A 24,292-nucleotide genomic window follows, 5' to 3' on the forward strand; every position below is an offset into this window, starting at 1 on the left:
GATTCCGCCTGGGCGGCGACGGCGACCGGTCAGGCGACCGCGGCGACCGCCGTCCAGAACTCCCCGAACCCGTCCATCGGGCCGGTCTTCGCCCGCTGCGTGAGCAGGACACCGACGGTGCCACGAGTCGGATCGACGTACGCGGTGGTTCCCGTCCCGCCGTCCCAGCCCCAGCGTCCGGGTGTCATCCACGGCTCGGCCGCCTCGATGTCAACACCCGTGCCCAGCCCCCACGACCCGCCGGGACCGACGATCGGCAACGCCTGGCCACGCTGGGCGTCGGTGAGCGCGTCGGCCGTCATCCGCGCCACCGCCCCGGCGGGCAGCAGCGGGCCGCCGCCGTCCGCAAGCGCGCACAGGAAACGCAGGACGTCGGGCGCGGTGGACACCAGCCCCGAGCTGAGCTCCTCGAACAACGGCGGGCGGGCGAACGCACCGTCGGCCGGGTCCAGCAGCTCGAGCCCATCGGGACCGGGGGTGTAGGCCGTGGCGAGCAGGCTCGGATCCGGCTCCCAGAATCCGGTGGACGCCATCCCCAGCGGGCCGGTGATCCGCTCCGCGACCAGCTCGGACAGCGGCCGCCCGACACAGCGGGCGAGCAACACGCCGAGCAGGTCGATCCCCGTGTCGTAGAGCCAGCCCTCGCCCGGCTGGAACGCCAACGGCAACCCGGCGACCCCGGCCACGAACTCGTCCGCGGTCATCCGCGGCGTCAGCGGGCCGGGGTGGACTCCCCGCCGCATCATCTCCGCCTGCAACGGCGTCTGTGTCAGGACCGCACCCCAGCCGCAGGTCATGGTCAGCAGATGCCGGACGGTGATCGGCCGGTGCGCCTCGACGGTGCGGTCGAGCGGCGCGTCCGGCGCCACCAGGACCCGCGGCGCCGCCGCCTCCGGCAGCCAGCGGGCGATCGGATCGTCGAGCTCGAACGCGCCGTCGTGCGCGAGACCGAGCGCGAGCACGCCGGCCGTCAGCTTGGTGGCGGACGCGAGCCGGAACCGCGTGTCCTCGACCATCGGCGCGCTCGCCGGCCCGAGCGCCATCCGCCCGCCCGCGCGCACCTCCACCCGCCCGCCGACGCGGATCGCGCCGACGTAACCGGGGATCCGCCCGGACGCCACCTGCCCGTCCGGCACCCGCCAGACCCGCTCGAAACCCGCGTCGGCAGGCGCCACCGCGCCACTGTCCTGCCATGTCATCTGTCCTGCCATGTCATCCGTCCTCCCTCGCTCACGGGGAGGCTACGACCGAGGTCCGACAACGTTGCCCGCCGTGCCATGAAGGATCGGGTGAACCGGCGCGGGTTTCGGACGCTCAGTCGAACAGATCAACAACCATCTTCGCCCGCGCGTCACGTAGCAGGATCCGGGCGGACACCTCCATGTGCTTACGCCAGTACTCCTCGGCCCTGGGCGCGTCACGCGCTTCGATGAGGGAGACGAGGCGGGTGTATGCGCGAATGGTCTTCCGGAACGCCTGGAGTGTCTGCGGCTCCTCGGAGGTACGCGAGATGGCCGCGGCGACATGAGTGGTGATGACCTCACGGAGGATTCCGGCCTCGATCGCCAGGGTCCGGTTACCCGCTCGTTCGACGACCAGGTCGTGGAAGACATAACCGGTCTCGAACCAGACGAAGGGGTCGGTGTGTTCCTCGGTGGCCGCGCGTAGATTCTCGATACAGCCGCGGAGGTCGGTGAGGTCCTGATCGGTTCGTCGCAGGGCGAGCATCCGCGCAGCCGCGGGCTCGAGCACGGCCCGGGCCTCATGCACGTCCTCGATGGTGGTCCCGCTCAGTTGCAGCAGCACTCCGACGTGGCGCGCGGCGACCGACAGGTCGGGAACCGTCACCTCCGCGCCGCCGCGGTTACCGCGCCGCACGATCAGCAGGGACTCCGCCTCGAGGATCCGGAACGCCTCACGCAGGGTCGGCCGAGAAACGGCGAAGTGCGTCAGGAGCTCGTTTTCCGGGGGGAGCGTGTCGCCGGCGCGCAGCTCACCGCTGACGATCTGGTGGCGAAGATGCGCCGCGATAAGTTCCGACATCTTCGGGACGCGATCCTTGTACACGGCACGGGCCGATGCCCCATGGCCTCGCACGCTGGTTATAGAGGGCATCCCATCACCTAAGTGTTCATATTGAACTTACATCCCTATCATATAGATGATAGCGGGTCCCTGGTCGAATCTCGCGAGCAAAGGCGGCCAGGATGCCTCTTGCTACCCTTGGCCTGGGCGCATCCGGCTCGGCGAGGCCAGGCGGCAGCGTACGCACGGCTCGACGGCGAAGGCGGCGCAGTGATGACGGAGAGCCACGCTCGGCGGGCGGCCATGGAGGCGGCGCTCGCGGAGTTCATGACAAGCAACCGCATCGCCACGATCGGCGAACTCGGCGTCGCGGCTCTCCTTCGCACCGATGCGGTCGCTGCCGTGGAGCGTGCGCGGGCCCAGGCCGACGAGGCGGTGCAGGCCGCGGTCCGGCAGGGACATGATCTCGTCGAGGCCGCTCAAGAGGGCGCCCACCAGGCCGCGCTCGCGTACGAGGCTCAGTACCGGGCCGCCCTCGACGTCGGCTGGAACACCGATGAGCTCGAGCGCATGGGGTACCTGTCCGATGCGGACATCACCTCCGAGCCGCCCGCGGCGGGTGCGGGCACTCAGGCGGCGGACCCGGTCGATTCGGCCAGCACGCGGGCGCCCGCGGAGCGGCGTTCGACGGCGGAGCGGCGTTCGACGATCGCGCGCCGAGCCGCCACCACCTCCCCGGTCGACGCCGCGCGGCGCCAGCCGGCGCCCGGCGGCCCGCCGCGCGTGAGCTTCTCCGGCCTGCCGGGGCTCCGCCCGCAATGGCCGCCGATCAGCCCACGACGCGACGGAGCCGACGAGCCGGTCAATCCCACTCGCGTATCCGATGTTCCGGAATCGCCCTCGCCATAAGTCGGCGGACATTTTCCGGCGCACCCGGTGTCGGTGGGCGGGGATTAGGACGGATCGCGGTCGTCCCGCACGTTCAGGGCAGCACGATCAGGCTACGGAAGTTGTCGGACATCAGTTTCTTCTTATCCGCCGGACTCAGGTCGGCGATGTCCGCGATGAAGTCCGTGGGCCGGGCGAAACCCTCGGGATGCGGCCAGTCCGAGCCGAACAGGACGCGATCCACGCGCATGTGGTCCAGGAGTACGGTCAGGTTGTCCTCCTGGAACGGCGCCACGTAGATGTGCTCGTGGAACGTCTCCACCGGGTCCGCGCCGAAGGCATACGGAATCTTGCGGTAGGACTGGCGGAGCCGCCGAAGCAGCTCGGGCACCCATCCGGAGCCCAGCTCGATGGAGGCGAAGCGCAGGCGCGGATGCCGGTCGAACAGTCCGTGGCAGATCGCGGCGGCGATCGTCTCGCTGATGGGACGCTCAATGTGCACCGACAGGACCTCGGCCAGCGCCGAGGTGCTTTCGCTGGCGAACTGGACGCGCTCGCCCCAGGCCCGCACGTGTCCGGCGTACCCCGAGTCGGCCGCGTGGAAGGCGACCGCCACGTCCGCGTCCTCACACATCGACCAGAAGCGGTCGTACACCGGATCCGCGGGCGACCGGTTTCCGTACGGACCCACGACCGGCGCGGGACGAAGCACGATCGCCTTGGTGCCGCGTTCGATCACCCAGCGAAGCTCCTCCTCGGCGAGACGGGGATCCATGAGGCTCAGGACCGGCGGAGCGATGATCATTTTGTCGCGGGCGAATCCCCACTCCTCGTCGATCCACGCGTTGAGCGCGTGGAGCACGGCGAACAGCGCCGGGGGGTTGTCGGTGAGCAGTTCCTCGAGGCCAAGCGCGAGCGTCGGCAGCAGAAATGCGCCCGCCACCCCCTGGCCCGCCATGACGACGGCGCGCTCGGCTCGACGGGTGTACTCGGGACGGATCGGCTCCATCCGCCCCATCATCTTCTTGAAGCTCTGCCCCTCGGTGTTCTCGCCACGGAAGTAGGCCGCGAGCGCACCGGGCTTTCCCACCGGGTCGAAGGTGGGGTTGGAGATCATCCTGAAGACTTTGTCGCCGACTAACAACTGGGTGCGACCGTTGGCCTTGTCCGTCACCCAGCGAAACGCGTATGAATACCTCGGGTCCAGGTGCCGGGTGAAGCTGTCGGCGACTTCGTAGTAGTGCTGGTCGGCGTCATAGACCGAAAAGTCGATCGGTGTGGCGGTGGTCATGCTCTCGCTCCGTTTCTCGGGCTTTCAGTCCAATAGATCCGGCCGACCAACTCAACGCCCGGGCCTGCGCCGCCGATGACGGCGACCCGTCCCGGCAGCCGGCCGGCGGGTGCGCTCACGAACGGGCCCCGGCCGAGGCCAGGCCGAGGAGGGCGACGACGGGCGAGTCCGGCACGCAGCCTTCGACGATCGCCTTGCGGCCGGCGAACAGCCAGGTGCCGGCGGACTCGACGATCTCGTCGCGGTAGGTCCCCCAGTGATCCAGGCCGCGGGTCCCGACGAACTGGAAGCAGGCGTAGGCCGAGGCTCCACCGTCGGGACGGGGATCGACATAGATCGAGCTGAGGTAATGCCGGGCCGGCAGGAGGTCGGCCGCGATGAAACTGTCCTTGGTGTCGCGGAAGAACTCCAGGACACCGGCCGGCCCGTGGTGCCGGCCGGTGTTGTTCTCGAACACCGCGTCGGCGGTGAACAGCGCGGACAGCTGCCGAATCTTGCCCGAGTCGGCGAGAAACTGGTATTTGGCCAGCAGGTCGGCGACCCCCACCCGCGTGCGAACCTCTTCGTTTGTCATAACGCTCCAGACGTGGCCGACAAGGACATGGGAACCCCGTTCGCCGTGTTGGCCGGGTCGAGCCCTGATGCGTCTTCCGCGGCCGGATCATGCCCGCCGGGCGCGGCACTCGGGACGATCTGGCGGCTCAGGCGGACAGCCGCCCGCAGCGACGACCGATCGGCACCGCGACCGCAGGCATGTCCCGCCACGCCGACCGCCCACCCTTCCTATCGTCTAGATGATAGTGGCCGGCGACGGCGGCCCGCAAGCACGACCGTAAGCACCTCACGGGTCATCCGCCGCCTCGGATCGGCGAACCGGCGGCGCTTATCATCTAGACGAATATCCGAGTGGTCGGCGACACGGCGGCGCCCGCCCGGGGGCGCGCCACCCCATCGGCCGCGCTTCGGATGTCGCTCGGCGGACAGGATCCGGCCAATGTCGTCGCAGGACGGATTCATCGGGCGTTGCTGTCCCTATCATCGGAGCCAGCGTCGCAAACACCAGACCGGGGGGCTGGGACGGACGGGCGTTCTCGTGATCCCCGGCTGATCAGGGGGCCATCGAGATCATGTCCGCCGCAGAAGCCTCCCGCAGCGCGGCTGCCTGGCTACTGACCGCACCGGGTGCACGGGTACTCCTCATCGGGACCCCCACCGTCTCCGAGGGGTCGGCCGTCGAAGCGGCCGTGACCGGGCTGAGCCGGCTGTTCCAGCAGCGGTGCGGACTTCCCACCGAAGGCCTGCGGACGCTGTGGAACCCGGCCACCCCGATGGATGTCGGCGCAGCGCTCGCCGAGGCCACCGAGCAGGCCGACAACGCGCTGGTCGTCTACTACGCCGGGCCGGTGTTCATCGACGCGACCGGGACAGCCCAGCTGGCCACCGCCGCATCCACCACCACCATCACCGCCTCGACCGGCACCGGCACCGGCACGACAATGGCCGCCCCGGTCCAGTCCGGCGGTCTTGCCTACACCACCGTCGGCCTGCCGACCTTGGTGGCGACCCTCGCCGCCTCCCGGGCCCCGACGCGCATCCTCCTGCTGGACGGGATCACGACCCGACTCATCCCGCAGGCCGGTTCGAACCGGCCGGTCCCAAGCCAGCACGCCGCCGCGGGCTCGGATCCGGTCCTGATCCCGATTTCCCTCGACGGGCTGCCACCGCAGGCGGCCGACGTCGAGATCCTGGCCTGTTCCGCCGACGGACCCGCCCTGGCACTGTGGACCGAGCTCGAGAGTCTGATCGTCAACGGAGATCCGGACGGTCCGTCCCCCTTGTCCGTGGGCCATGTCGCCCGGCGGATCGTCCAGCGCCGCGCGGCCCGCTCCGGCTCCGGCTCCGGCTCCGTGCAGCATCACCCCGTGCCGGGATCCGACACGGCGATCCTGACCTTCAACTCGGCCCACACACCGCCGCTCGTCGAACGGGAACCAGCCCGCACGACCGTCCTGACCGACGGGCCCGGACCGGTGTTCACCCCGAGCATCCTGCCCGCCCCGCCGACCGGGTCGGCCGCACCGGCCGGGGACCGCGCCGTTCGGATCGGATCGGGGGGCGCCGCCGGCTCGGGTGGCGCCGCCGGCGGGGCGCCGTGGAATCAACCCGAAGACCAGCCGGCCACGGATGCACTACCGAGCCCGTACCCCGGCCTGTCGTCGTTCGACGCCGATTCCCGCCTGGTCTTCTTCGGCCGGGAACGCGCGATCGCGGACGCGCTGGCCCGGCTGGAGGGCCGTCTGGCCGGCGCCGGTCCGCTGGTGCTGGTGGGCGCATCCGGTTCGGGTAAGTCCTCGCTGGTGCGGGCTGGCGTGCTGCCGGCGCTGGCCGCCGGTGCGGTGCCGGGCTCCCGGTCCTGGCCCCAGATCCTGATGGCCCCCGGGGAGCATCCGGCCGAGACCCTCGCCCGCCAGGTGGCCCGCGCTGCCGGGCTGCCCGTCCTCGGTCCCGCGCACCTCGACGTGCTCGCCCGTCCGGACAGTTTTCCCGCCGCGCTGCGCGAGATCCTGGCCCTGCGTCCGTCGGCGGCCGCGACGCCCGCCCGGATCGTGATCGTCGTCGACCAGTTCGAGGAGACGTTCACCCTCTGCGCGGACAAGGCCGAACGCACGGCGTTCATCCGGGCCCTGGTAGCCGCCTCGAGCACCGACGGTCACTCAACGCCGCCGGCGGTGGTCGTCCTCGGTGTCCGGGCCGACTTCTACGGCTGGTGTGCCGCCCACCCCGAGCTGGTCGACGCCCTGGCCACCGGCCAGGTGGTGGTCGGCCCGATGACGTCGGCCGAGGTCCGCGACGCCATCACCAGACCGGCGCGGGCGGCCGGCGTCGACGTCGAGCCGGGGCTCGTCGACCTGATGGTGCACGACATCGGCGCGGCCGAGAACGACGTGGTCGCCGACCCGGGATCGCTGCCGCTGCTCGCCCACGCGCTGCGCGCGACCTGGGACGCCCGGTCCGGCGCCGACATGACCGTCTCGGACTACCTACGGGTCGGCGGCGTGCACGGGGCCATCGCCCAGACCGCCGAGGAGACCTACGGCGCGCTGGACGCCGCGGGCCAGGACGTCGCCCGCCAGCTGGTGCTGCGGCTGGTCCGGTTCGGCGAGGGCACCGAGGACACCCGCCGCCGGGTGCGACGGGACGACCTTCTGTCCGGGCTGGACCCGAGCCCGACCGACAGCCCGGCAGACGGCCCGGCAGACAGCCCGGCCGCAAGGGCGGCCGACGGCCGGGCGGGCGGCGCGGCCGGTGTGCTGGGGGCGCTCGTCGACGCCCGGCTCGTCTCGGTGGATGCCGATGACGTCCAGCTCTCGCACGAGGCGCTCCTGCGCTCCTGGCCGCGGTTGCGGGACTGGATCGACGTCGACCGGGCCGGCGCGGTCACCCGCCAGCAGATCATCGATTCCGCGACGTCCTGGGACGAGCGGGGCCGCGACTCGTCCTATCTGTTCACCGGCAGCCGGTTGGCCGCGATCCGGGAGTGGGCCCAGACCCGCGACCACCGCTCCGAGCTGGGCGGTACCGGGCAGGACTTCCTCGCCGCATCCTTCGCCGCCGAGAAGGCCGGGCAGCGGACCGAGGCCCGCCGTTCCCGTCGGCTGCGCCAGCTCGTCGCCGCCCTCACGGTGCTGTTCCTGTTCGCCTCGGCCGCGATGGCGTTCGCGTTCGCGCAGCGCTCGCACATCGCCGACCAGCGCGACGAGGCCCGTTCCCGGCAGATCGGCATCCAGTCCTCCGTCCTGGCCTCGACCGATCCGCTGGTGGCGGCGCAGCTGGCCGCGGTCGCCTACCGGCTGGCCCCGACGGCCGAGGCGCGCGGCTCCCTGCTCGGCACGTTCTCCAACGGCCACGGGTTCGCCACCCGGCACCTTGGCGGCCACACCCGGCCCATCGGCGCCGTGGCCTACAGCCGGGACGGCCGGCTGGTCGCCACGGCCAGCGACGACTGGACGGTCGCGCTCTGGGCGGCCGATCAGCCGGCGCGGCACGACCCGCTGAGCACGATCAAGGGACACACCCTGGCCGTGAAATCGGTGGCCTTCTCAGCCGACGGCCGGTTGCTCGCCACCGGCAGCGATGACCGGACGGTCAGATTCTGGGACATCGCCGATCCCGCACACCCGCGTCCTGCCGGTGTGCTGCGCGGCGCCACCACCACGATCTACGGGTTGGCGTTCAGCCCGGTCGGCCGGCTGCTGGCCACCGGCGGCTTCGGCTCCCAGGTCCGGCTGTGGAACGTCGACGACCCGGCCGCGATCGCGCCGGGCGCCGCGCTGACCGCGCACACCGGAGAGGTCCGTGCACTGGCTTTCAGCCCGGACGGCCGGCGGCTGCTCACCGGCGGCGACGACGGCCGGGCCCTGCTGTGGGACCTCACCGATTCGGCCCGCCCGACCCTGACCGCCGGCCTGACCAGCCAGGTCGACTCCAGCGTGGTGCTCGACGACACCAACCGCGTCCGGGCGGTCGCCTATGCCCCGGACGGCCACACCGCGGTGGTGGGCAGCGACGACACCACCGCCCGGGTCTATGACGTCCGCGACCCCGCCCAGCCGAAGGTCATGCAGGTCATCGACACCACCAAGCCCGTCGAGGCGGTCGCGGTGAGCTCACTGGACGATCTTGTGGCGGTCGCTTCGACCAGTTCGGTCAGCGTCTACGACCCGGCCCGGCACTCCGATGCCATCGCCTCGTTGGCGCACGGCTCGAAGCCGTGGAGCCTGGCGTTCAGCCCCGACGGCCGGACCCTGGCCTCGGGCGCGGACGACGGTGCGCTGCGGCTGTGGGACGTCCCGGGGGCGGCGCTCGTCGGCCATCGCAAGTTCCTCTGGTCCGTCGCCGTCCATCCGGACAGCAGACTGGTGGCCACCGGCGACTACGGCCAGACGGTGCGGCTGTGGGACGTCGGTGACCGGGACCGTCCGGTTCCCACCGCCGAGCTGACCGGATTCAACGGGCCGGTGGACGCGGTCGGGTTCACCCCCGACGGCCGGACCCTGATCACGACGACCACGAACGACTCGCCGGACTTCGCGGCCGAGATGTCGTTCTGGTCGTTGGCCGATCGCCGCAAGCCCCGCCTGCTCAGCACGGTGCATCCCGGCATCGGCGGCCTGAGCTCGCTCTCGGTCAGCCCCGACGGACGCCTGCTCGCGCTGGCCGGCACCGAACCCGTGCTGTCCCTGTACGACATCTCCGATCCGGCCCGGCCCCGCCAGACGGCCCGCACGACCGGGCACCGCTACGACATCACCGCGGTCCAGTTCAGCCCCGATGGGCGGACCCTAGCCTCGGGCAGCAGCGATCGCACCATCCGGCTGTGGGACGTCCGCGACCCGAACCGGCCAACCACCGTGGCCACCCTGACCGGGCTTTCGACGGCCCTGATCACCCTGGCCTTCTCCCCCGACGGCCGGACGCTCGCGGCGGGCAGCTACACGCCCCAGATCAACCTGTGGGACGTCTCCGACCGGGCCCGTCCCCGAGCCCTGCCGGCCATCAGCGGGCTGGGCATCGGGGTGAACTCGATCGACTTCCAGCCGAGGACCGCGCTGATGGCTGCCGGCGTGGGCGATGGAACCGTTCGGATGTGGGACCTGTCCGATCCCTCGAACCCGAAACCGCGAGCGACCCTGAACGGCCGGTACAACAGCTTCGCCGAGATCGCGTTCAGCCCGGACGGTAGCTTCCTGGCCGGGGCGCCTTACCAGGTCACCGGGTTCATCTGGCCGCTCGACGCGGACGCCGTCATCGATCGCATCTGCCGGACCGCCGGCGATCGGCTGACCCGCGAAGAATGGAAGCAGCACCTGCCGGGGCTCACCTATGATCCACCCTGTACCTGAGAGGTCGGGGGCCGACGCGGTTGATCATCGATCGTGAGCTGATTGCGAACGCACTGTCCGCGTACGAGATCGGCCCCATCCTCGGGCGCGGCGGCTACGGCCTGGTCCTCGCCGGCCGGCACCGCCGCCTCGAACGAGACGTCGCGATCAAGGTCCTGACGGCGGGCGCCGACCCGCCCCCCGGCCGCGGGACCGACCGCTTCCAGGACGAGGCCCGGGTGCTCGCCGGCCTCGACCATCCCCACGTGGTCCGGGTCTACGACTACGTCGAGGCCGACGAGCTCTGCCTGCTCGTGATGGAACGGCTGCCCGGCGGCAGCATGCGGGCCCGGGCCGCCGACGGCCTGACCCTCGACGCGGTCTGCGCCGCCGGGCTCGCCGCCGCCGCCGCCCTGGAGTGCGCCCACGCGGGCGAGATCCTGCACCGTGACGTCAAACCGGACAACATGCTGTTCGCCTCCGACGGCCTGCTGAAGGTCACCGACTTCGGCATCGCCAAACTCATGCGGGACTCGGCCGCGATGGCCAGCACCCTCGTCGGCACCCCCGTCTACATGGCACCCGAGCAGATCGACGGACGGCCCCTCGGTCCGGGCTGCGACCTCTACGCCCTGGGCATCGTCCTGTACGAACTGATGAGCGGACGGCCGCCGTTCCCGCGCAGCATGCCGGTGCTGGAGCTGATGAACCATCACCTGGCGGTGACGCCGGCGCCCCTGACGACCGTCCCCCCGGCCCTGGCCGCCGTCGTCGAGCGGGTCCTGCGCAAGGACCCCGGCGCCCGACCGCACTCCGCCCGCGCCTTCGCCCTGGAACTGGCGACCGCGGCGGCACGCACCCTCGGTCCGGCCTGGCTGTCGAGGGCCCCGATCCCCCTGCGCCTCGACGACGAGATCCGCGACGCCGCCCGCGGTGCCAGCCCCGCCGCCTGGCCCGCGCTCGCACCCGCACCCGCACCCGCACCCCCGCAGCCGCAGCCGCAGCCGCAGCCGCAGCCGCAGCCGCAGCCGCAGCCGCCAGGGTCGCAGCTGCAGCCGCTCGGGCCAGGGTCGCATCCGACTGGGTTTCCGCCCGAGTTCGCCCCTCCCCCGAGCGGACCCCGCGGGCCGGCGGATGTCGACGCAGGCGCAGGCGCGGACGCGGACGCGGAGACGGAGATGGAGACGGTCGTCGAACGGCCTGGGTCACGGGCCGTCGCCGAACCGTCGGGTTCCGGTGACGGCGAGGCCCCGCGGTGGCGTGGGCGGCCAAGCATCCGGCTAGCCCGGCGCGGTGGTCGACGGGCCGCTCGGCCAGAGACCCCGGTCCCGTCCGCGACCCCCACCGCGCCGGAAGCCCCGGCGGACGAACGACGGTTCCCGATCTCCGCCGAGTACGCCTATGGCCTGGCCGTGGCCTGCGACGGCACGCTCTACGTCTCGCAGCGACGACGCAACCGGGTGATCGCCATCGCCCCGGGCGGCGCGGTCATCCACGTCGCCGGCTCCGGCAAGAGCGGCGGGCGCGGCGACGGCGGCCCGGCGACCGAGGCCGAGCTGGACGCTCCCTGCGGACTCGCCGTGGCCCCCGACGGCTCCGTCCTCATCGCGGACAGTTTCAACAACCGGATTCGCCGAGTCGACGTGGCCGGTCGCATCACCACCGTCGCCGGCCTCGCCACCGGCTCTGTCACCAGCGCGGCAACGGGTCCGACCCCCGGCCCGACGTCCGGTTCAGCCGCCGGTTCGGCCGCCGGTTCGGCCAACCGCTCCGGGTTCGGCCCCGGGCCGACGGTGGCGCTCAACCGGCCGCACTCCGTCTGCGTCGATCCCACCGGGCTGGTCTACCTCGCGGACACGGGCAACCACCGGATCCTGATCGTCGATCCCGACGGGTGGGTCCACCCGTTCGCCGGAATCGGGCTGCCCGGCCGGTCGGGTGACGGCGGTCCCGCCCGGTTCGCCCAGCTGCGGCGCCCCCACGATGTCGTCCGCGCGGCCGACGGCCGCGTCTACGTGGCGGACACCGACAACCGCTGCATCCGGATGATCTCGCCCGACGCGACCGTCAGCACCGTCGCGGGCGTGTTCTACGGCGGCGCCCGCGACGGCGTGGTGCCCGCGCACCAGGCGGACATCGGCCGCCCCCGCATGCTCGCGACGACCGCCGACGGCTCCCTGCTCACTGTCGATCCCGACGGCGCGAACGTCCGGCTCATGACGGCCGACCACCTGGTCCACCCGCTCACCCACCAGGCGGAGCAGCCCTCGGACATCGCCGTCGGCCCACACGGCGCCATCTATCTCACCGACGCGGCCCGCCACCGCATCGACCTCCTGCGCCCGCCGACCGGCTGACCCTCCGGACGCCCCGACACGCCGTCCCCGTCGACGGATGACCGGCCGGGCAGGGCCGTCGCTCAGAACGTGTCGCGTTCCGGTTGCCGGCGTGCAGCCGCCATCGCCACGCCCGCCGGCCCTGCGGGTCGTGCAGGCCAGCGCCGCCGGCGAACGTGAAACCCTGGAAGCATTCCTCGTGGAAGAGAACTGGTTTCACCCGCTGCCCGACGACAGCCCCGACGCGCCGTCGGCCGGCGAGCTGGAACGGGACGACGACCCGGTCCCCCGCCTTCAGACTGGTGACCTCGGGCCCGACCTCCTCGACGATCCCCATCGGCTCGTGCCCGAGGATGTCGCCCTCGCGCATGAACGCCCCGAGGACCTCGTACAGGTGAAGGTCGGATCCGCAGATGTTCGTGGTCGTGATCCGGACGATCGCGTCCGTCGGTTCCTCGATCCTGGGATCGGGCACGTCCTGCACCCGGACGTCCCGCCTGCCGTGCCAGGTAGCCGCCTTCATCGCCCCACCTCCACCGCGCGGACCGCTCTGCCGCCCGGTGTCCGGGAGCCCGCCGGGTAAACGAGCCCGGCCGTCGGGGCGGCCGAGCCCACGGCGGTGGGCTCGCCACGATCCGGGTCACTCGGGCCTGGGAACCGGCGCCGACGACGCTCCCTCGGCGCTGCCGGCCTACCGGTGCGCAGCGGCGCCGGTCGCCCGGGGCTCAGGTCTCGGGCGCGTCCACGATGTCGCCCGGGTCGTCCGCCCGGTCCTCGCGCAGCGCCTCGATCCCCGCCCGGCGCAGGGAGAGCAGCGCGTCGGCCGGCGCGACAACAAGATTCCACCGATGGGGATACACCGCCGGCCGCGGGGCAACACCGCAAAATGACCGTATGCGGTATCCACTCGCCACATAAGAAGATCTCACCGGGCGGCCTACCCGACGCCGTCACAAAGGCGGAGCAGGCCGGATCCGGCGAAAGCTGAGGCGGGCGACGATGCGACTGAGCCGAACCGCCGACCTGTGGTGGAAGAACGCCGTCATCTACTGCCTGGACGTGGAGACCTTCGCCGACGGCAACGGCGACGGCTGCGGCGACTTCCGCGGCCTCGCCCAGCGGATCGACTATCTGCACGAACTCGGGGTCACCTGCATCTGGCTGATGCCCTTCTACCCGTCGCCCGACCGTGACGACGGCTACGACATCACCGACTTCTACGGCGTCGACCCCCGGCTGGGCACCCACGGCGACCTGGTGGAGTTCCTCCTGGTGGCCCGCGACCGGGGCATCCGGGTGATCGCCGACCTGGTCGTCAACCACACCTCCGACCAGCACCCCTGGTTCGTCAGCGCCCGCGGCAGCCGGGATTCGCCGTACCGGGGCTACTACGTCTGGCGGGACGAGCCCCCGGCCGACGGCCCGTCCGACGTCGTCTTCCCCGACCAGGAGGACAGCGTCTGGCAGTACGACGACGCCGCCGGCCAGTACTACCTGCACCGTTTCTACAAGCATCAGCCCGACCTGGACGTGGCGAACCCCGCGGTCCGCGACGAGATCGCGCGGATCATGGGCTTCTGGATCGAGCTCGGCCTATCCGGTTTCCGGGTGGACGCGGTGCCGTTCCTGCTGGAGACCGACGGCGCCGCGGACGCCGAGGCGTTGCCCGACCCGCACGAGTACCTGCGCGACCTGCGCGCGTTCGTCTCCCGCCGCAACGGGGAGGTGATCCTGCTCGGCGAGGTCAACCTGCCCTACGACGACACCCGCCGGTTCTTCGGGGACGAGGACGGCGACGAGCTCACGATGTGCTTCGACTTCCCCGGCATGCAGCAGCTCTACCTGGCACTGGCCCGCCACGACGCGACGCCGCTGCTCGAGACGCTGCGCGCCCGGCCGCCCGCGCCGAAGGACGGTCACTGGGCGACCTTCGTCCGCAACCACGACGAGCTCACCCTCGACAAACTCGACGACGACGAACGTCAGGAGGTGTTCGCCGCCTTCGGCCCGCGCGAGGACATGCAGCTCTACGGCCGGGGTCTGCGCCGGCGCCTGCCCCCGATGCTCGACGGCGACCCCGCCCGCATCCGCATGGTCTACAGCCTGCTGTTCGCCCTGCCCGGCACGCCGACGCTGTTCTACGGCGAGGAGATCGGGATGGGTGAGAACCTCGACATCCCCGGCCGCGAGGCGGTCCGGGTCCCCATGCAGTGGTCCGACGGCCCGAACGGCGGCTTCTCGACCGTGGACCCGGACGTGGACGCGGACCGCCTGCCCGCTCCCGTCGTCCGGGGCGAGTACGGCCCGGCGAAGGTCAACGTGGCGGCGCAGCGCCACGATCCCACCTCGCTGTTCTCCTGGGTGGCCGCGCTGGTGCGCCGCTACCGGCAGTGCCCCGAGCTCGCCTGGGGTGCCGGCGCCACCCTCGACCACGACACCGCGTCCGTGCTGGCGCACTGGACGGAGCACGACGGGCGGGCCGTGCTCACCCTGCACAACTTCGCCGACTCGCCGACGAGCGTCACCCTCCCGCTGAAAGATGTCGACCCGGGCACCCGGCTCGTCGAGCTGCTCGGCGAGCAGGCCGGCACCGTCCGGACCGTGGACGACGACGGATCCCTGCGCCTGGACCTCGACGCCTACGCCGCCCACTGGCTGCGCACCGAAGACTGAGCGCCGCTTCCGCCCGGTCCGCGGCCGGCCGCGGACCGGGCCGCGGCGATGACCCTGGTCTTCGTCCACGGCTTCTGCATGACCGCGGACGCCTGGCACTTCCAGCGCCAGGATCTGGCCGATCTGGGGCGCACGGTCAGCTACGACCAGCGCGCGCACGGCCGGTCCGGCCCGTCCGACGTCGAGCACTGCACCATCGCCCAGCTCGCCGACGACCTGCACCGGGTCCTCGACGACCGGGCGCCGACCGGTCCGGTCGTGCTCATCGGCCACTCGATGGGCGGGATGACCGTCCTCGGGTTGGCCGAGACGCACCCGGAGCTGTTCGGCGACCGGATCATCGCCGTGGCCCTGCTGTCCACGAGCGCGGGCGAACTGACCCGCCTGGCGTTCGGGCTGCCGGCCGGTATCACCGCGGCGGCGCGGCGCGTCCTGCCCGGGGTGGCCGTCGGGATGCAGCACGCCCCGTCGCTGCTGGAACGGATCCGATGGCGGGGCAGCAGCGTGTCACGTGCGCTGACTCGCCGGGTCGGGTTCGGCTCGACCCGGGTGCCGGAGCCGGTGGTCCACTCCCTGGAGGAGATGATCGCAAGCACCCCGATTCCCGTGGTCGGCGCCTTCCTGCCCACCCTGCTCGACCACGATCGGCTGGCCGCCGCCGGCGCGCTGCGCGACATCCCCACCCTGCTGCTCGTCGGCGACGCCGACGTCATGACCCCGCTGGAACACAGCCGCACGCTGGCCAAGGCCCTGCCCCAGGCCGAACTCTGGGTCGAGAAGGGCGCCGGCCACGCCGTCATCCTGGAACGCCCGCACCAGGTCAGCGCCCGCATCCGCGAGCTGGTGGCCCGCGCCCGACCAGCCCGGCGGGCATATCGGCCCCACCCGAAACTGACGCTGCGCACCCCCAAGGTCACACGAACAAGCAAGCGCGCCCAGGCTCACCGTGCCTCTACACGTCGGTGATGCCGGTGATGCCGGCCCGCCGCCTCCAGCAGGGTGAGTGAGACCAGACCTGAGACCGCAAGATCGTGACCTGGTCCGCGCCGTCGGGCAAGGTCACGACGAACATCCCGCCCAGGAGTCAAGATCCCTTGCGGAGGATGAGAGATTCGAACTCCCCCGACGGCCGAGTGGCCGCGAGTGCGAGTAAGCGAAAGTAATTGCAACGTAAAGGGTTTCGCGTCGCGGACGGGTGCGGACGATGGCCGTCGAGGGGCTGAAAGTGGGCCGGGTGTCCGCACCATGTCCGCACCGGGCGTTCCCTCGTCGGCGGGACGCTCCGTGACCTGGCCCGGTTCGAGCCACACGGCGGGATGGATGTTGTCTGGGCTGGCACGTCGCGGGTCGGCCGCCAGGCCGGAGGAGCCACGGCGGCCACGATGGTGGAGGCGACGACAGCACGCTCTGGCGCTCGCTACGCAGGCCGTAGGCATGGCCGGATGACGACTCACCCACAGCGCTTGCGAATATTGCGTCTGCTGCGGATGATGCGGTTGGAGCCCTGAGCACTAGCGGACGGGGCTGCGAATGTCGATGGAGGTGGCGGAGATGCCCGGCTCGGTTGACAACACCGCTAGGCGGGACCCAGGTGCGGAGCTTGCCCGGCGGGCAGCGCGCCGCATCGGCGAGTACCTCACGACGCACCCTGGCGTCGATCAGGACACAATTCAGGGCGAGCTGGCCGGTGCTGACGCCCTGGTTGTCCCGCGGGAAGCCACCGTCCTGCTCGCCAAGATCCTTTTGCTTCTGGCGCAGGGTGAGGGCGTCAACGTCATACCCGACTCTGCCGAGTTGACCACCCAGCAGGCAGCCGACTTCCTGAACGTGTCGCGACCCTACCTGATCAAGCTACTTGAGTCCGACAAGATCCCCTACCGTCTAGTCGGCACCCACCGGCGGATCAAGTTCCGTGACCTTCATGAGTACACAAGCCGCGACGATCTGGAGCGGCGGCGCGCGGCCGATGATCTGACCGAGCTGACCCAGGAACTGGGGCTGTACTGACCCATGGCCTTCACGGTGGTCTACGACGCCAACGTGCTCTACCCGAACACCTTGCGCGACCTGTTGATCCGGATCGCACAGTCAGGTCTGGTCCATGCGAAGTGGACCAACGAGATCCTCGATGAGACGATCACCGCGATCGGCCGGAACCGGCCAGACATTCCGTCCGAGAAGCTCGAGCGCCTCCGCAGCCTCATGAACGGGGCCATCAGAGACGTCTTGGTGTCTGACTACGAGCCACTGATCGAGGGTCTCAAACTCCCCGACCTCAAAGATCGGCATGTGCTGGCCGCTGCGATCAAGGCCGGTGCGCAGGTCATCGTCACTCGGAACCTGAAGGACTTTCCTGCCGCCTGCCTGGAACCATGGGGCGTCGAAGCCAAGTCACCCGATGCGTTCGTCTTGGACCAGGTCGGCATCCGAGTGCAGACGGTTGCCGCAGCCATCCGACAGATCGCTGACTCTCGAACGAACCCTCCCGAGTCCGTCGACGACATCCTGCGGCAGCTCGAACACAACGGACTCGTCGAGTCGATCACCGCACTCCGCGCACCATAACCGCGTGAAGGTCGGTCAGGCGGCGGCAGAGAAGGCACCCGCACCGGACGATCCCGCGACGGTGGACCTCAGCCCGGGGTGTCCTACCGGCTGCCCCCGGGCCCTGCCTCGGCCGTCGACCGAACAGCCTGACCTACAACGCGCCAAGTGCGTCACAGTGTCGCGGGCAGAAGTTCTCCACTGAGGCGGCGATCAGAACCGTCCGCTGATCCACCGTCAGGCCCAGCGCGTTGAGCTGCATGGCAGCTTCGGTGGCTGGGACACCCGGGCTGCTGGTCGGGCGCGTGCCCTGCCAGGGACGCGCGGCGAGGGTGCCCGCCTTCATCGCCATCGTGCGCAGCGCCTCGACGAACAGGTGCGGCCCGTCGGCGTCGAGGTCCCACTCGGCGATCAGCGGATAGCCGGTGAACGTCGCCCAGCACGTCGGGTACTTCAGGGTGCTCGCCCGCAGCCGATCGAACTCCGGGTGCGCCTCGATCGCGTCGAGGATCACCGCGGCACGCTCGCCGGCAAGATGCGGGCTCGGCAGGTCGACGAGTGCCACGGCGGCCCGAGGCGGGGCTGGGTTCTCGTGGTTCATAGCCGGTCTCCTTTTTGATGGGTGGGTTGAGGCTCCCCACCCGCGGCGTGTGGACACGACGAGGGCGCCGCGGGTGGGGGGCTTCGCAGGCAGGGCGATGACCGGTCCGTGTGGGGAAGTGGCCGGGCTGTTTCCCGCCGTGCACGACCCATGACACAGCGGGTGACGTGGCGCGGGAACGGTGAGATCGTGCGCCCGGGGGGTGGGAGACGATGTCCCACCCGACACCCGCCGACGGCTGAGGGGAACCGCCGTGGATGCTGACGACGTCGAGGGTCTGAAACAGCAGCTCGCGGCCCGGTTCCGACAGCTTCAGGAGCGGCACGATCTGTCCGGTGTCCAACTGGAAGCACGGACCCGCTATGACCGCAAGAATGCCTCGGCGATCCGGAACAGCGGCCGGCTCCCGGCCCGGCATGTTCTCCAGGCTTATGACGACGTGTTCGGCACCGCGGGTGAGCTGACCGGGCTGGGTGATCGGATCCGCGCGGCGGACCAGGCGCTGCGCCTCGGTGAACTACGAGCCCGCGCGGAGGCTGGCGGCGGCCAGGACCAGGACGGTCCGGCCCGAGAGGCCGAGGAGGAGACGACCACGGACCGACGAGAGTTCGTCCAGGCCGGCGCGTTGACGGTCGCCGCGGGGATCGCCGCCGAGGTGTCCCGGCGGGTCGCCTCCGCCGACCCGGATCCGCTGACCCTCGACGAGCTCGACGAACGGCTCCTCGACAGCCGGCTGTCAGCGCGGGTCCGTACCCGGGTGACGGTGATGGCGGGCCTGTTCTCGTTCACCGCCGGCTGGCTCGCCTTCAACCTCGGCGACGACGCGGCCGCCCGCCGCTTCGCCTCCCTCGCCGAGCTCTACGCCCGCGACGTCGACGACCCGCTACTCAGCGGCTCGGTGGCAACGTTGAAGACGTCGATCGCCACTACACCGGCCGGCACACCGCTGCCGCGGACATCGCCGGTAAGGCCCGCGCCGGGGCGTGTCATGACGACTGTGTAAGCCGGAGGTGGACCAGGATCGATCTACCTTGATCGGGCGGGTCGGAAAGGGACACCGAATGACACAGAGCACGACGCTTCGGACAAAAGACGAAGCGGCGGCAAAGAGGATCGACGACGCTTTCGCACCCGAGGCGATCGACACGTTGTTGACGGACGCGAAAGCGACCGGAACACCGATCGGCGGCGTCGACGGCCTGTTGAACCAGATGACGAAGGCCGTCCTCGAACGGGCCCTGCAGGTCGAGATGACGGACCATCTCGGCTACGAGATGGGTGATCCGGCCGGTCAGGACACGGGAAACTCCCGGAACGGGAAGTCCACGAAGACGGTGTCGACACGGAACGGGCCGGTCGAGATCGAGGTACCACGTGACCGGAACAGCTCCTTCGAGCCGACGATCGTGGCGAAACGGGCGCGCCGCGGAACCTCGACGACACGATCGGTGTCGTTGTACTCACGGGGCATGACGACCCGCGACATCGAGGCGCACCTGCGCGAGGTCTACGGGGTCCAGGCCTCCCGGGAACTGATCTCGCATGTCACCGAGGTCGTCGTCGACGAGAGCAAGGCCTGGCAGTCCCGGCCCCTCGAAAATCACGAAGAACCGGGGGCATTTCCCGGACCGCGACGCGGCAATGAAGCTGCTCCATCTCGGGCTCCGTAACATATCGAGTCACCGGGGCGGGGAGTCCGGAACCAGGATCCACGGGTGGAAAGTCGCACTCAACTCGCTCGCGAACCTCCTCCCCGGACGCCTACCCTTCCGATAGCATGAACGCGTAAGTTTTTCATCTCTGGCTTACACGGAAATCGTGACAGGCTCTCGCGCACATGCTGGACTTCCGGCTGATGCCCCGGCTGAAGAACATCGGCCGCTCGCGGCTGTACCGGTCGGCGGCCGGCGAGGACAAGAACCGGCCCACCCTGGCACCGGTTCTCTCCGGCAAGACCATCGGCTGGGACCTGATCGCCCAGCAGTACGACCAGATCGTGAAGTACACCACCGCCCTGCGGCTGGGCGCCGCCGAGGCCGAGCAGGTGCTCCGCCGGTTCACCAAGGGCGGCCCCAAGCACCCGGCCTACCAGGCCATCGAGGAGCTGGGGCGGGTGGTGCGTACGGCGTTCATCTGCGACTACCTCAGTGATGAGGAGATGCGCAAGGAGATCCACGAGGGCCTGCAGGTCGTGGAGAACTGGAACGCGGCCGCAAGAGGCTCGTCGACAGCAGCAAAGCACGCACCCAGCTCGGCTGGGACCCCCGCCCCACCGAACAGACGATCACCGACACCGACACCGACACCGACACCGCCACCGCCACCGCCACCGCCACCGCGCTCATCGTCTACAACGCACTCGGCACGTAGCCGCCGCCGTCAGCGGGACCTGAAAGCTGGAAGGAATCCGCCATGCCCCTACCCTCGATTCTCGCATCCCACAGGTTCCGTGGCCTGGCTGCGGCCGGGGTCGCGGCTGCCCTCGCCGTGGCGACCCCCCAGGCGAGTTCGGCCGCCACCGGCCAGGCCGGTCCTGCCGCGCCCCAGGAGCCGAGCGCGCCCGTCGCAGCGATTCCCACCTTCGTGCACCTTCCGGCCGACCAGGCGGCGCACCCGGGCGTCGGCGAGGAGTGGTGGTACACCGTGGGCCAAGTCGCCGCCCATGGACACAAGTTCGGCTACGAGGTGCAGCTCACCTCGAGTGGGGTCACCGAGATCGCCATCAACGACATCACGTCGGGCAGGTACTACTCGCAGCAAGTCATGAACAAGCCCGGCACCTTCAGCGCGTCGACCACCCAGCTCGACGTACGTATGCCCAACGCCACGCTGTCCGGCCCGATGAACGCCATGCACCTGACCGCGACGCTGCCCGGCGGGACGCTCGACCTCACGCTGAACGCCAGGGGCGCCCCGATGTACGAGAACGGCACCGGGCTCATCCCCGTCCTGGGAGGCTCCAGCTACTACTACTCGCTGCCGAACTTGGAGACCTCAGGGACCGTCACCGTGGACGGCAAGGCCAGCAAGATCACCGGTAAGTCCTGGCTCGACCGCCAGTGGGGCCAGTGGGACTGGAGCCAGCTGCGCAAGTGGACCTGGATGTCCATTCAGCTGCACAACGGCGACTCGATCAGCCTCTCGGACCTCTACAGCGCGCAGGGCGAGCAGCACTGGGCCACCGTGCTGCATCCGGACGGCTCGGAGAGCGTCGTTTCCGTGAACCCGCTGGCCAAGGGTGCGACCGACTTTCAGACCAGCCCCACCACCGGTCAGCGCTACGCAGGTAAGTGGACCGTGGAGATCCCCAGCCTGGCAAAGAGGGGCAGGACCACGCTCACCGTCACCGCAACGCCCACGCTGCAGGAGATCCAGGCAGGACTGCCGTTCACTCCGGGCATCAACGAGGCAGCGTCCACCGTGACCGGCACGGTCGACGGCACGCACGTCACCGGCCAGGCCTACGTCGAGCAGTTCGGTATCTGGAAGTAGCGGCGGCCCGTCGGGCGAACGGTCATGGCTGAGCGTCAGGACTGAGTTCCAGGTCCGGGCGGCATCGCCAAGAGGCCGGCGATGAGCAGTGACGAGGCGGCGGCCGACCGGCTCTCGGCGATGTGGGAACTGATCAGCCTGCACGGGGTGAAGAAGGCAAGCTCCGCTCCTTGCTGCGTCGGCTTGTCCACAGGTCACGATGTACGTCGGCGTACATGGTCGTCCGCCGACGACGCGCCCGTTGCTACAGGCGCTGCTACCCCCGGCCGGGCGGGCATGGCGCCAGACGGGACAGAGCCCAGCGAGCATCACCCATCAGGGATGGGCGGCGGAGCTCGCTGCGTGGACCGATCGGAGAATATGCGGGTCGTGTCCGTTCCCATGCACGTCGGAGCAGGAGGCCGCGGAGTGTCCACCGTCGAGGAGCGCGTAAAGAACGTGGTCGTGGAGCAGCTGAACGTCAAGCCGGAGGAGGTGACGAACAACGCGTCATTCGTCGAGGACCTGGGAGCGGACTCCCTGGACCTTGTCGAGCTGGGCGTGGCTCTGGAAGAGGAGTTCTCCATCGGTATATCCGACGAGGACGCCGAGGAGATCAACACCGTACAGGATGCCATCGACTGGATCAACGCGCGCCGGCGGTAGGGAACGCTGTCGGGTTGTCCACGCGATCCGCGCGCCGTGGGACGACGGCTACTCGGTCCTGATGGAGGAGATCCTGCTGCCGCCTGCGGGCCGCGAGGGACTGTGCCGGCGCCGGCCGCGCCGGCCATCCCGCCGGTGAAGCCGACCACGGCGCCGGCCGTCGCGGACGCCCCCGAGGCGATCTGTCCCCAGTCGCGGACGATCAGCCCGCCTGCGATACCTGTCGGTGGCGCCGGGGGGCGAGGAGGATTCATACAGCCGTTGGCGCTAACGATGATCTAGATCGTCTTACGCCAGGGGGCATCGGGGCCGGAGAGGGTGTCGAGGACGAGGTGGCACCAGGTGAGGGCAGCGTTGACTGCGAGATGGGCGTGGCGAGGTCGTAGCCCGGTGCGGGCGCCGGCTGGGCCATGGCCGGTGCCGTAGCGACGGTTGCGGAGTTCACCAAGGCCGACCGGGATGCCGGACACGGCGCCGAGGATCTTCTTTACGCCGTCGCTCCCATCAGGACCCGGGATTGTTGGCGAGGGACGCAGGCCGAGGGCCTGCTGGGCGTCGCGGACAAGAGCGGGCAGGTCGGCCCTTTCGTCGACGGCGAGGCCGCGTTCGATGAGGACGACCTTGGCAGTGCTCTCGACGAGCTCCTTCGCGCTGCCGATCGCCTGGGCAGGATCGTCGACGATCGAGCGCTGGATCCGGTCGAGATGATCAGGAATCGCCGAGGCGTCTTTCAGATTGGCGAGAGAGTCGGCGGGAAGCGCGGGCCTGCGGACATGATGCGGCCCGTGTCGTTGTCAACCATGTATCCGTCGCCGCGCAGCGACGCTTGGCGGGCGCGGCCGGCGGCGCGCAGCTCGCGTAGGTCGGGGATGTGGTTGTAGAGGGTGCCGGGGCTGACGCCGAGCAGCTCCGCGATGGATGGGGCAGCCGCCCCGTGGAGGCCCGCCGGCCGGGACGGGCTCGGCGAGGACCTGACCGTTGACGGGGGAAGCCAACGCGGTCGATCATGTTATCGCGACCCGGAACGGACGAGGCCGGATGGGATCGGACACGACCGGCGCGACGCCGATCCTCGGCTCAGGACTCTGGCCACGATGCCGGCCGGACGATCCCCGCCGGAAGACGGGTCCGATCGTTGCCCCGGGCGGCGTCCACCTGCTCCTGGATCAACCCCTGGGCCCTGGTGAGGTGCGCCCCGCCCAGCTCGGCGCCGGAGAGGTCCGCCACGGACAGCCGGGCGCCGGAGAGGTTCGCCCCGAACAGCAGGGCGCCGGAGAGGTTCACCCCGGCCAGCCCGGCGCGTGTGAGGTTGGCCTCGGTGAGGTCGAGGTGGTCGAGGCTGGTGGGGCCGGTGAGATCGGCGCCGGTGAGGTCGCTGCGGGGAACGCCGTCGCGGTGAGGGAGGCGGGCGAGGACCTGGACGGCGGCGCGGATGTCCGCCGCGGGACGCACCGGCGGCGCCGGGGGCTCGCCGTCGGCGGGTGCGGGTGGGCGCAGCGCGGGATCGGTGCTGCGCGTCCGGATGAAGGCGGAGAGGACTTCCATGACGGTGCGCTGGTCGGGCGGGGAGTCGGTGGCGATGCGTTCCAGCGCGTAGATCCCCCCGAGGCGGACCGTGCCGTTGTCCGAACCGAGCTGGTCCACCGCGCGGGTGAACAGCTCCCGGACGTGGGTGTTCTTGTTCGCCTCCCGCTCGCGGGCGTCCGCCGCCTCGTTCGCCCGGCGGGTTTCGGTGTTGGCCTGCCGGGTCTCATCCAAAGCGATCAACGCGCCGGCGACAGCGACCAGGGCGGCGGCCGCGGTCAACAGTCCGCCCTGCAACGCCGCTCGGGCCTGGACCGCGCCGTCGCTGGTACCCGGATACATCCGCGCGGGCAGATGCCAGATCCCCACCACCGCCGCGACCGCCCCCAAC

19 protein-coding genes and 2 pseudogenes are annotated in these 24,292 nt (G+C 70.7%); 12 read left to right on the forward strand and 9 right to left on the reverse strand.

Translation table 11 applies throughout. The features are described from left to right. Positions 1–29: 29 nt before the first annotated feature. A complete protein-coding gene (locus NBZ83_RS04880) occupies positions 30–1,211 on the reverse strand; it encodes a serine hydrolase domain-containing protein (RefSeq protein WP_261565645.1) in 1,182 nt (393 codons plus the stop codon). Between the two features lie 103 nt (positions 1,212–1,314). Beyond that, on the reverse strand, positions 1,315–2,043 hold the full coding sequence (locus NBZ83_RS04885; RefSeq protein WP_261565646.1) for a FadR/GntR family transcriptional regulator: 729 nt from the start codon (positions 2,041–2,043) through the stop codon (positions 1,315–1,317). A gap of 255 nt (positions 2,044–2,298) precedes the next feature. Between NBZ83_RS04885 and NBZ83_RS04890 the strand changes: the two genes are divergently transcribed. Continuing rightward, complete coding sequence (locus tag NBZ83_RS04890; protein ID WP_261565650.1) at positions 2,299–2,934, forward strand: hypothetical protein; 636 nt, start codon at positions 2,299–2,301, stop codon at positions 2,932–2,934. A 73-nt stretch (positions 2,935–3,007) separates the two neighbouring features. Here NBZ83_RS04890 and NBZ83_RS04895 read toward each other — a convergent pair whose 3' ends face one another. After that, positions 3,008–4,204: an amidohydrolase family protein gene (locus tag NBZ83_RS04895; protein ID WP_261565652.1), complete on the reverse strand. Its 1,197-nt coding sequence runs from the start codon at positions 4,202–4,204 to the stop codon at positions 3,008–3,010. Positions 4,205–4,319: 115 nt separating this feature from the next. Continuing rightward, positions 4,320–4,778, reverse strand: coding sequence for a nuclear transport factor 2 family protein (locus NBZ83_RS04900; RefSeq protein ID WP_264762868.1), 459 nt, complete (start codon positions 4,776–4,778; stop codon positions 4,320–4,322). Positions 4,779–5,331: 553 nt separating this feature from the next. Here NBZ83_RS04900 and NBZ83_RS04905 point away from each other — a divergent pair. Both NBZ83_RS04905 and NBZ83_RS04910 read left to right on the forward strand, forming a co-directional pair. After that, complete coding sequence (locus NBZ83_RS04905) at positions 5,332–10,107, forward strand: WD40 repeat domain-containing protein (protein ID WP_261574423.1); 4,776 nt, start codon at positions 5,332–5,334, stop codon at positions 10,105–10,107. Between the two features lie 20 nt (positions 10,108–10,127). Then, entirely contained in the window at positions 10,128–12,443 is a 2,316-nt protein-coding gene (locus tag NBZ83_RS04910) for a serine/threonine-protein kinase (protein WP_261574424.1), read from the forward strand. Here the strand turns inward: NBZ83_RS04910 and NBZ83_RS34460 are convergent. Further along, positions 12,391–12,945: an alcohol dehydrogenase catalytic domain-containing protein gene (locus NBZ83_RS34460; RefSeq protein ID WP_308203762.1), complete on the reverse strand. Its 555-nt coding sequence runs from the start codon at positions 12,943–12,945 to the stop codon at positions 12,391–12,393. The two genes, NBZ83_RS04910 and NBZ83_RS34460, sit on opposite strands and share 53 nt — an antisense overlap. 202 nt (positions 12,946–13,147) lie before the next feature. After that, positions 13,148–13,282, reverse strand: a complete 135-nt coding sequence (locus NBZ83_RS04920; RefSeq protein WP_261565660.1) for a hypothetical protein — start codon at positions 13,280–13,282, stop codon at positions 13,148–13,150. A 139-nt stretch (positions 13,283–13,421) separates the two neighbouring features. On the opposite strand from NBZ83_RS04920, the gene NBZ83_RS04925 reads away from it, so the two are divergent. The 4 genes from NBZ83_RS04925 (at position 13,422) to NBZ83_RS04940 (ending at position 17,660) form a co-directional block, all read left to right on the forward strand. Beyond that, on the forward strand, positions 13,422–15,095 hold the full coding sequence (locus NBZ83_RS04925; RefSeq protein WP_261565662.1) for an alpha-amylase family protein: 1,674 nt from the start codon (positions 13,422–13,424) through the stop codon (positions 15,093–15,095). 48 nt (positions 15,096–15,143) lie between these two features. Continuing rightward, positions 15,144–16,061 carry an alpha/beta fold hydrolase gene (locus NBZ83_RS04930; RefSeq protein WP_261574425.1) on the forward strand — a complete coding sequence of 306 codons (918 nt, stop codon included), beginning with the start codon at positions 15,144–15,146 and terminating at the stop codon, positions 16,059–16,061. A 564-nt stretch (positions 16,062–16,625) separates the two neighbouring features. Then, entirely contained in the window at positions 16,626–17,102 is a 477-nt protein-coding gene (locus NBZ83_RS04935) for an excisionase family DNA-binding protein (RefSeq protein WP_261574426.1), read from the forward strand. A 3-nt stretch (positions 17,103–17,105) separates the two neighbouring features. Next, on the forward strand, positions 17,106–17,660 hold the full coding sequence (locus NBZ83_RS04940) for a PIN domain-containing protein (RefSeq protein ID WP_261574427.1): 555 nt from the start codon (positions 17,106–17,108) through the stop codon (positions 17,658–17,660). A gap of 133 nt (positions 17,661–17,793) precedes the next feature. Here the strand turns inward: NBZ83_RS04940 and NBZ83_RS04945 are convergent, their stop codons facing one another. Further along, on the reverse strand, positions 17,794–18,240 hold the full coding sequence (locus NBZ83_RS04945) for a hypothetical protein (protein WP_261574428.1): 447 nt from the start codon (positions 18,238–18,240) through the stop codon (positions 17,794–17,796). A 253-nt stretch (positions 18,241–18,493) separates the two neighbouring features. Between NBZ83_RS04945 and NBZ83_RS04950 the strand changes: the two genes are divergently transcribed. From NBZ83_RS04950 to acpP, 5 genes and pseudogenes are all read left to right on the forward strand, one after another. Further along, positions 18,494–19,243: a helix-turn-helix domain-containing protein gene (locus NBZ83_RS04950; protein ID WP_261574429.1), complete on the forward strand. Its 750-nt coding sequence runs from the start codon at positions 18,494–18,496 to the stop codon at positions 19,241–19,243. A gap of 109 nt (positions 19,244–19,352) precedes the next feature. After that, positions 19,353–19,838 (forward strand): annotated as a pseudogene (locus tag NBZ83_RS04955) (transposase); the annotation flags it as partial. A 239-nt stretch (positions 19,839–20,077) separates the two neighbouring features. Next, positions 20,078–20,446: pseudogene (locus tag NBZ83_RS33650) on the forward strand (Tn3 family transposase); the annotation flags it as partial. Positions 20,447–20,652: 206 nt separating this feature from the next. Next, positions 20,653–21,732 carry a lipocalin-like domain-containing protein gene (locus tag NBZ83_RS04960; RefSeq protein WP_261565674.1) on the forward strand — a complete coding sequence of 360 codons (1,080 nt, stop codon included), beginning with the start codon at positions 20,653–20,655 and terminating at the stop codon, positions 21,730–21,732. 408 nt (positions 21,733–22,140) lie between these two features. Further along, positions 22,141–22,377 (forward strand): acyl carrier protein, encoded by a 237-nt coding sequence (gene acpP, locus NBZ83_RS04965; RefSeq protein ID WP_009738523.1) that lies wholly within the window; start codon positions 22,141–22,143, stop codon positions 22,375–22,377. 278 nt (positions 22,378–22,655) lie between these two features. Here the strand turns inward: acpP and NBZ83_RS04970 are convergent, their stop codons facing one another. Both NBZ83_RS04970 and NBZ83_RS04975 read right to left on the reverse strand, forming a co-directional pair. Continuing rightward, entirely contained in the window at positions 22,656–23,111 is a 456-nt protein-coding gene (locus NBZ83_RS04970; protein WP_308203763.1) for an abortive infection family protein, read from the reverse strand. A gap of 343 nt (positions 23,112–23,454) precedes the next feature. Further along, the coding region (locus NBZ83_RS04975) for a pentapeptide repeat-containing protein (protein WP_261574430.1) at positions 23,455–24,292 on the reverse strand (838 nt) is incomplete at its 5' end.

Source organism: Frankia gtarii, assembly GCF_025403375.1.
Lineage (GTDB): Bacteria > Actinomycetota > Actinomycetes > Frankiales > Frankiaceae > Frankia > Frankia gtarii.

What these genes read in the sequence shown, in the direction of transcription:
- NBZ83_RS04880 (WP_261565645.1), bottom strand. Translation starts at nt 1,211, where the DNA reads ATGGCAGGACAGATGACATGGCAGGACAGTGGCGCGGTGGCGCCTGCC.
- NBZ83_RS04885 (WP_261565646.1), bottom strand. Translation starts at nt 2,043, where the DNA reads ATGTCGGAACTTATCGCGGCGCATCTTCGCCACCAGATCGTCAGCGGT.
- NBZ83_RS04890 (WP_261565650.1), top strand. Translation starts at nt 2,299, where the DNA reads ATGACGGAGAGCCACGCTCGGCGGGCGGCCATGGAGGCGGCGCTCGCG.
- NBZ83_RS04895 (WP_261565652.1), bottom strand. Translation starts at nt 4,204, where the DNA reads ATGACCACCGCCACACCGATCGACTTTTCGGTCTATGACGCCGACCAG.
- NBZ83_RS04900 (WP_264762868.1), bottom strand. Translation starts at nt 4,778, where the DNA reads ATGACAAACGAAGAGGTTCGCACGCGGGTGGGGGTCGCCGACCTGCTG.
- NBZ83_RS04905 (WP_261574423.1), top strand. Translation starts at nt 5,332, where the DNA reads ATGTCCGCCGCAGAAGCCTCCCGCAGCGCGGCTGCCTGGCTACTGACC.
- NBZ83_RS34460 (WP_308203762.1), bottom strand. Translation starts at nt 12,945, where the DNA reads ATGAAGGCGGCTACCTGGCACGGCAGGCGGGACGTCCGGGTGCAGGAC.
- NBZ83_RS04925 (WP_261565662.1), top strand. Translation starts at nt 13,422, where the DNA reads ATGCGACTGAGCCGAACCGCCGACCTGTGGTGGAAGAACGCCGTCATC.
- NBZ83_RS04930 (WP_261574425.1), top strand. Translation starts at nt 15,144, where the DNA reads ATGACCCTGGTCTTCGTCCACGGCTTCTGCATGACCGCGGACGCCTGG.
- NBZ83_RS04935 (WP_261574426.1), top strand. Translation starts at nt 16,626, where the DNA reads ATGTCGATGGAGGTGGCGGAGATGCCCGGCTCGGTTGACAACACCGCT.
- NBZ83_RS04940 (WP_261574427.1), top strand. Translation starts at nt 17,106, where the DNA reads ATGGCCTTCACGGTGGTCTACGACGCCAACGTGCTCTACCCGAACACC.
- NBZ83_RS04945 (WP_261574428.1), bottom strand. Translation starts at nt 18,240, where the DNA reads ATGAACCACGAGAACCCAGCCCCGCCTCGGGCCGCCGTGGCACTCGTC.
- NBZ83_RS04960 (WP_261565674.1), top strand. Translation starts at nt 20,653, where the DNA reads ATGCCCCTACCCTCGATTCTCGCATCCCACAGGTTCCGTGGCCTGGCT.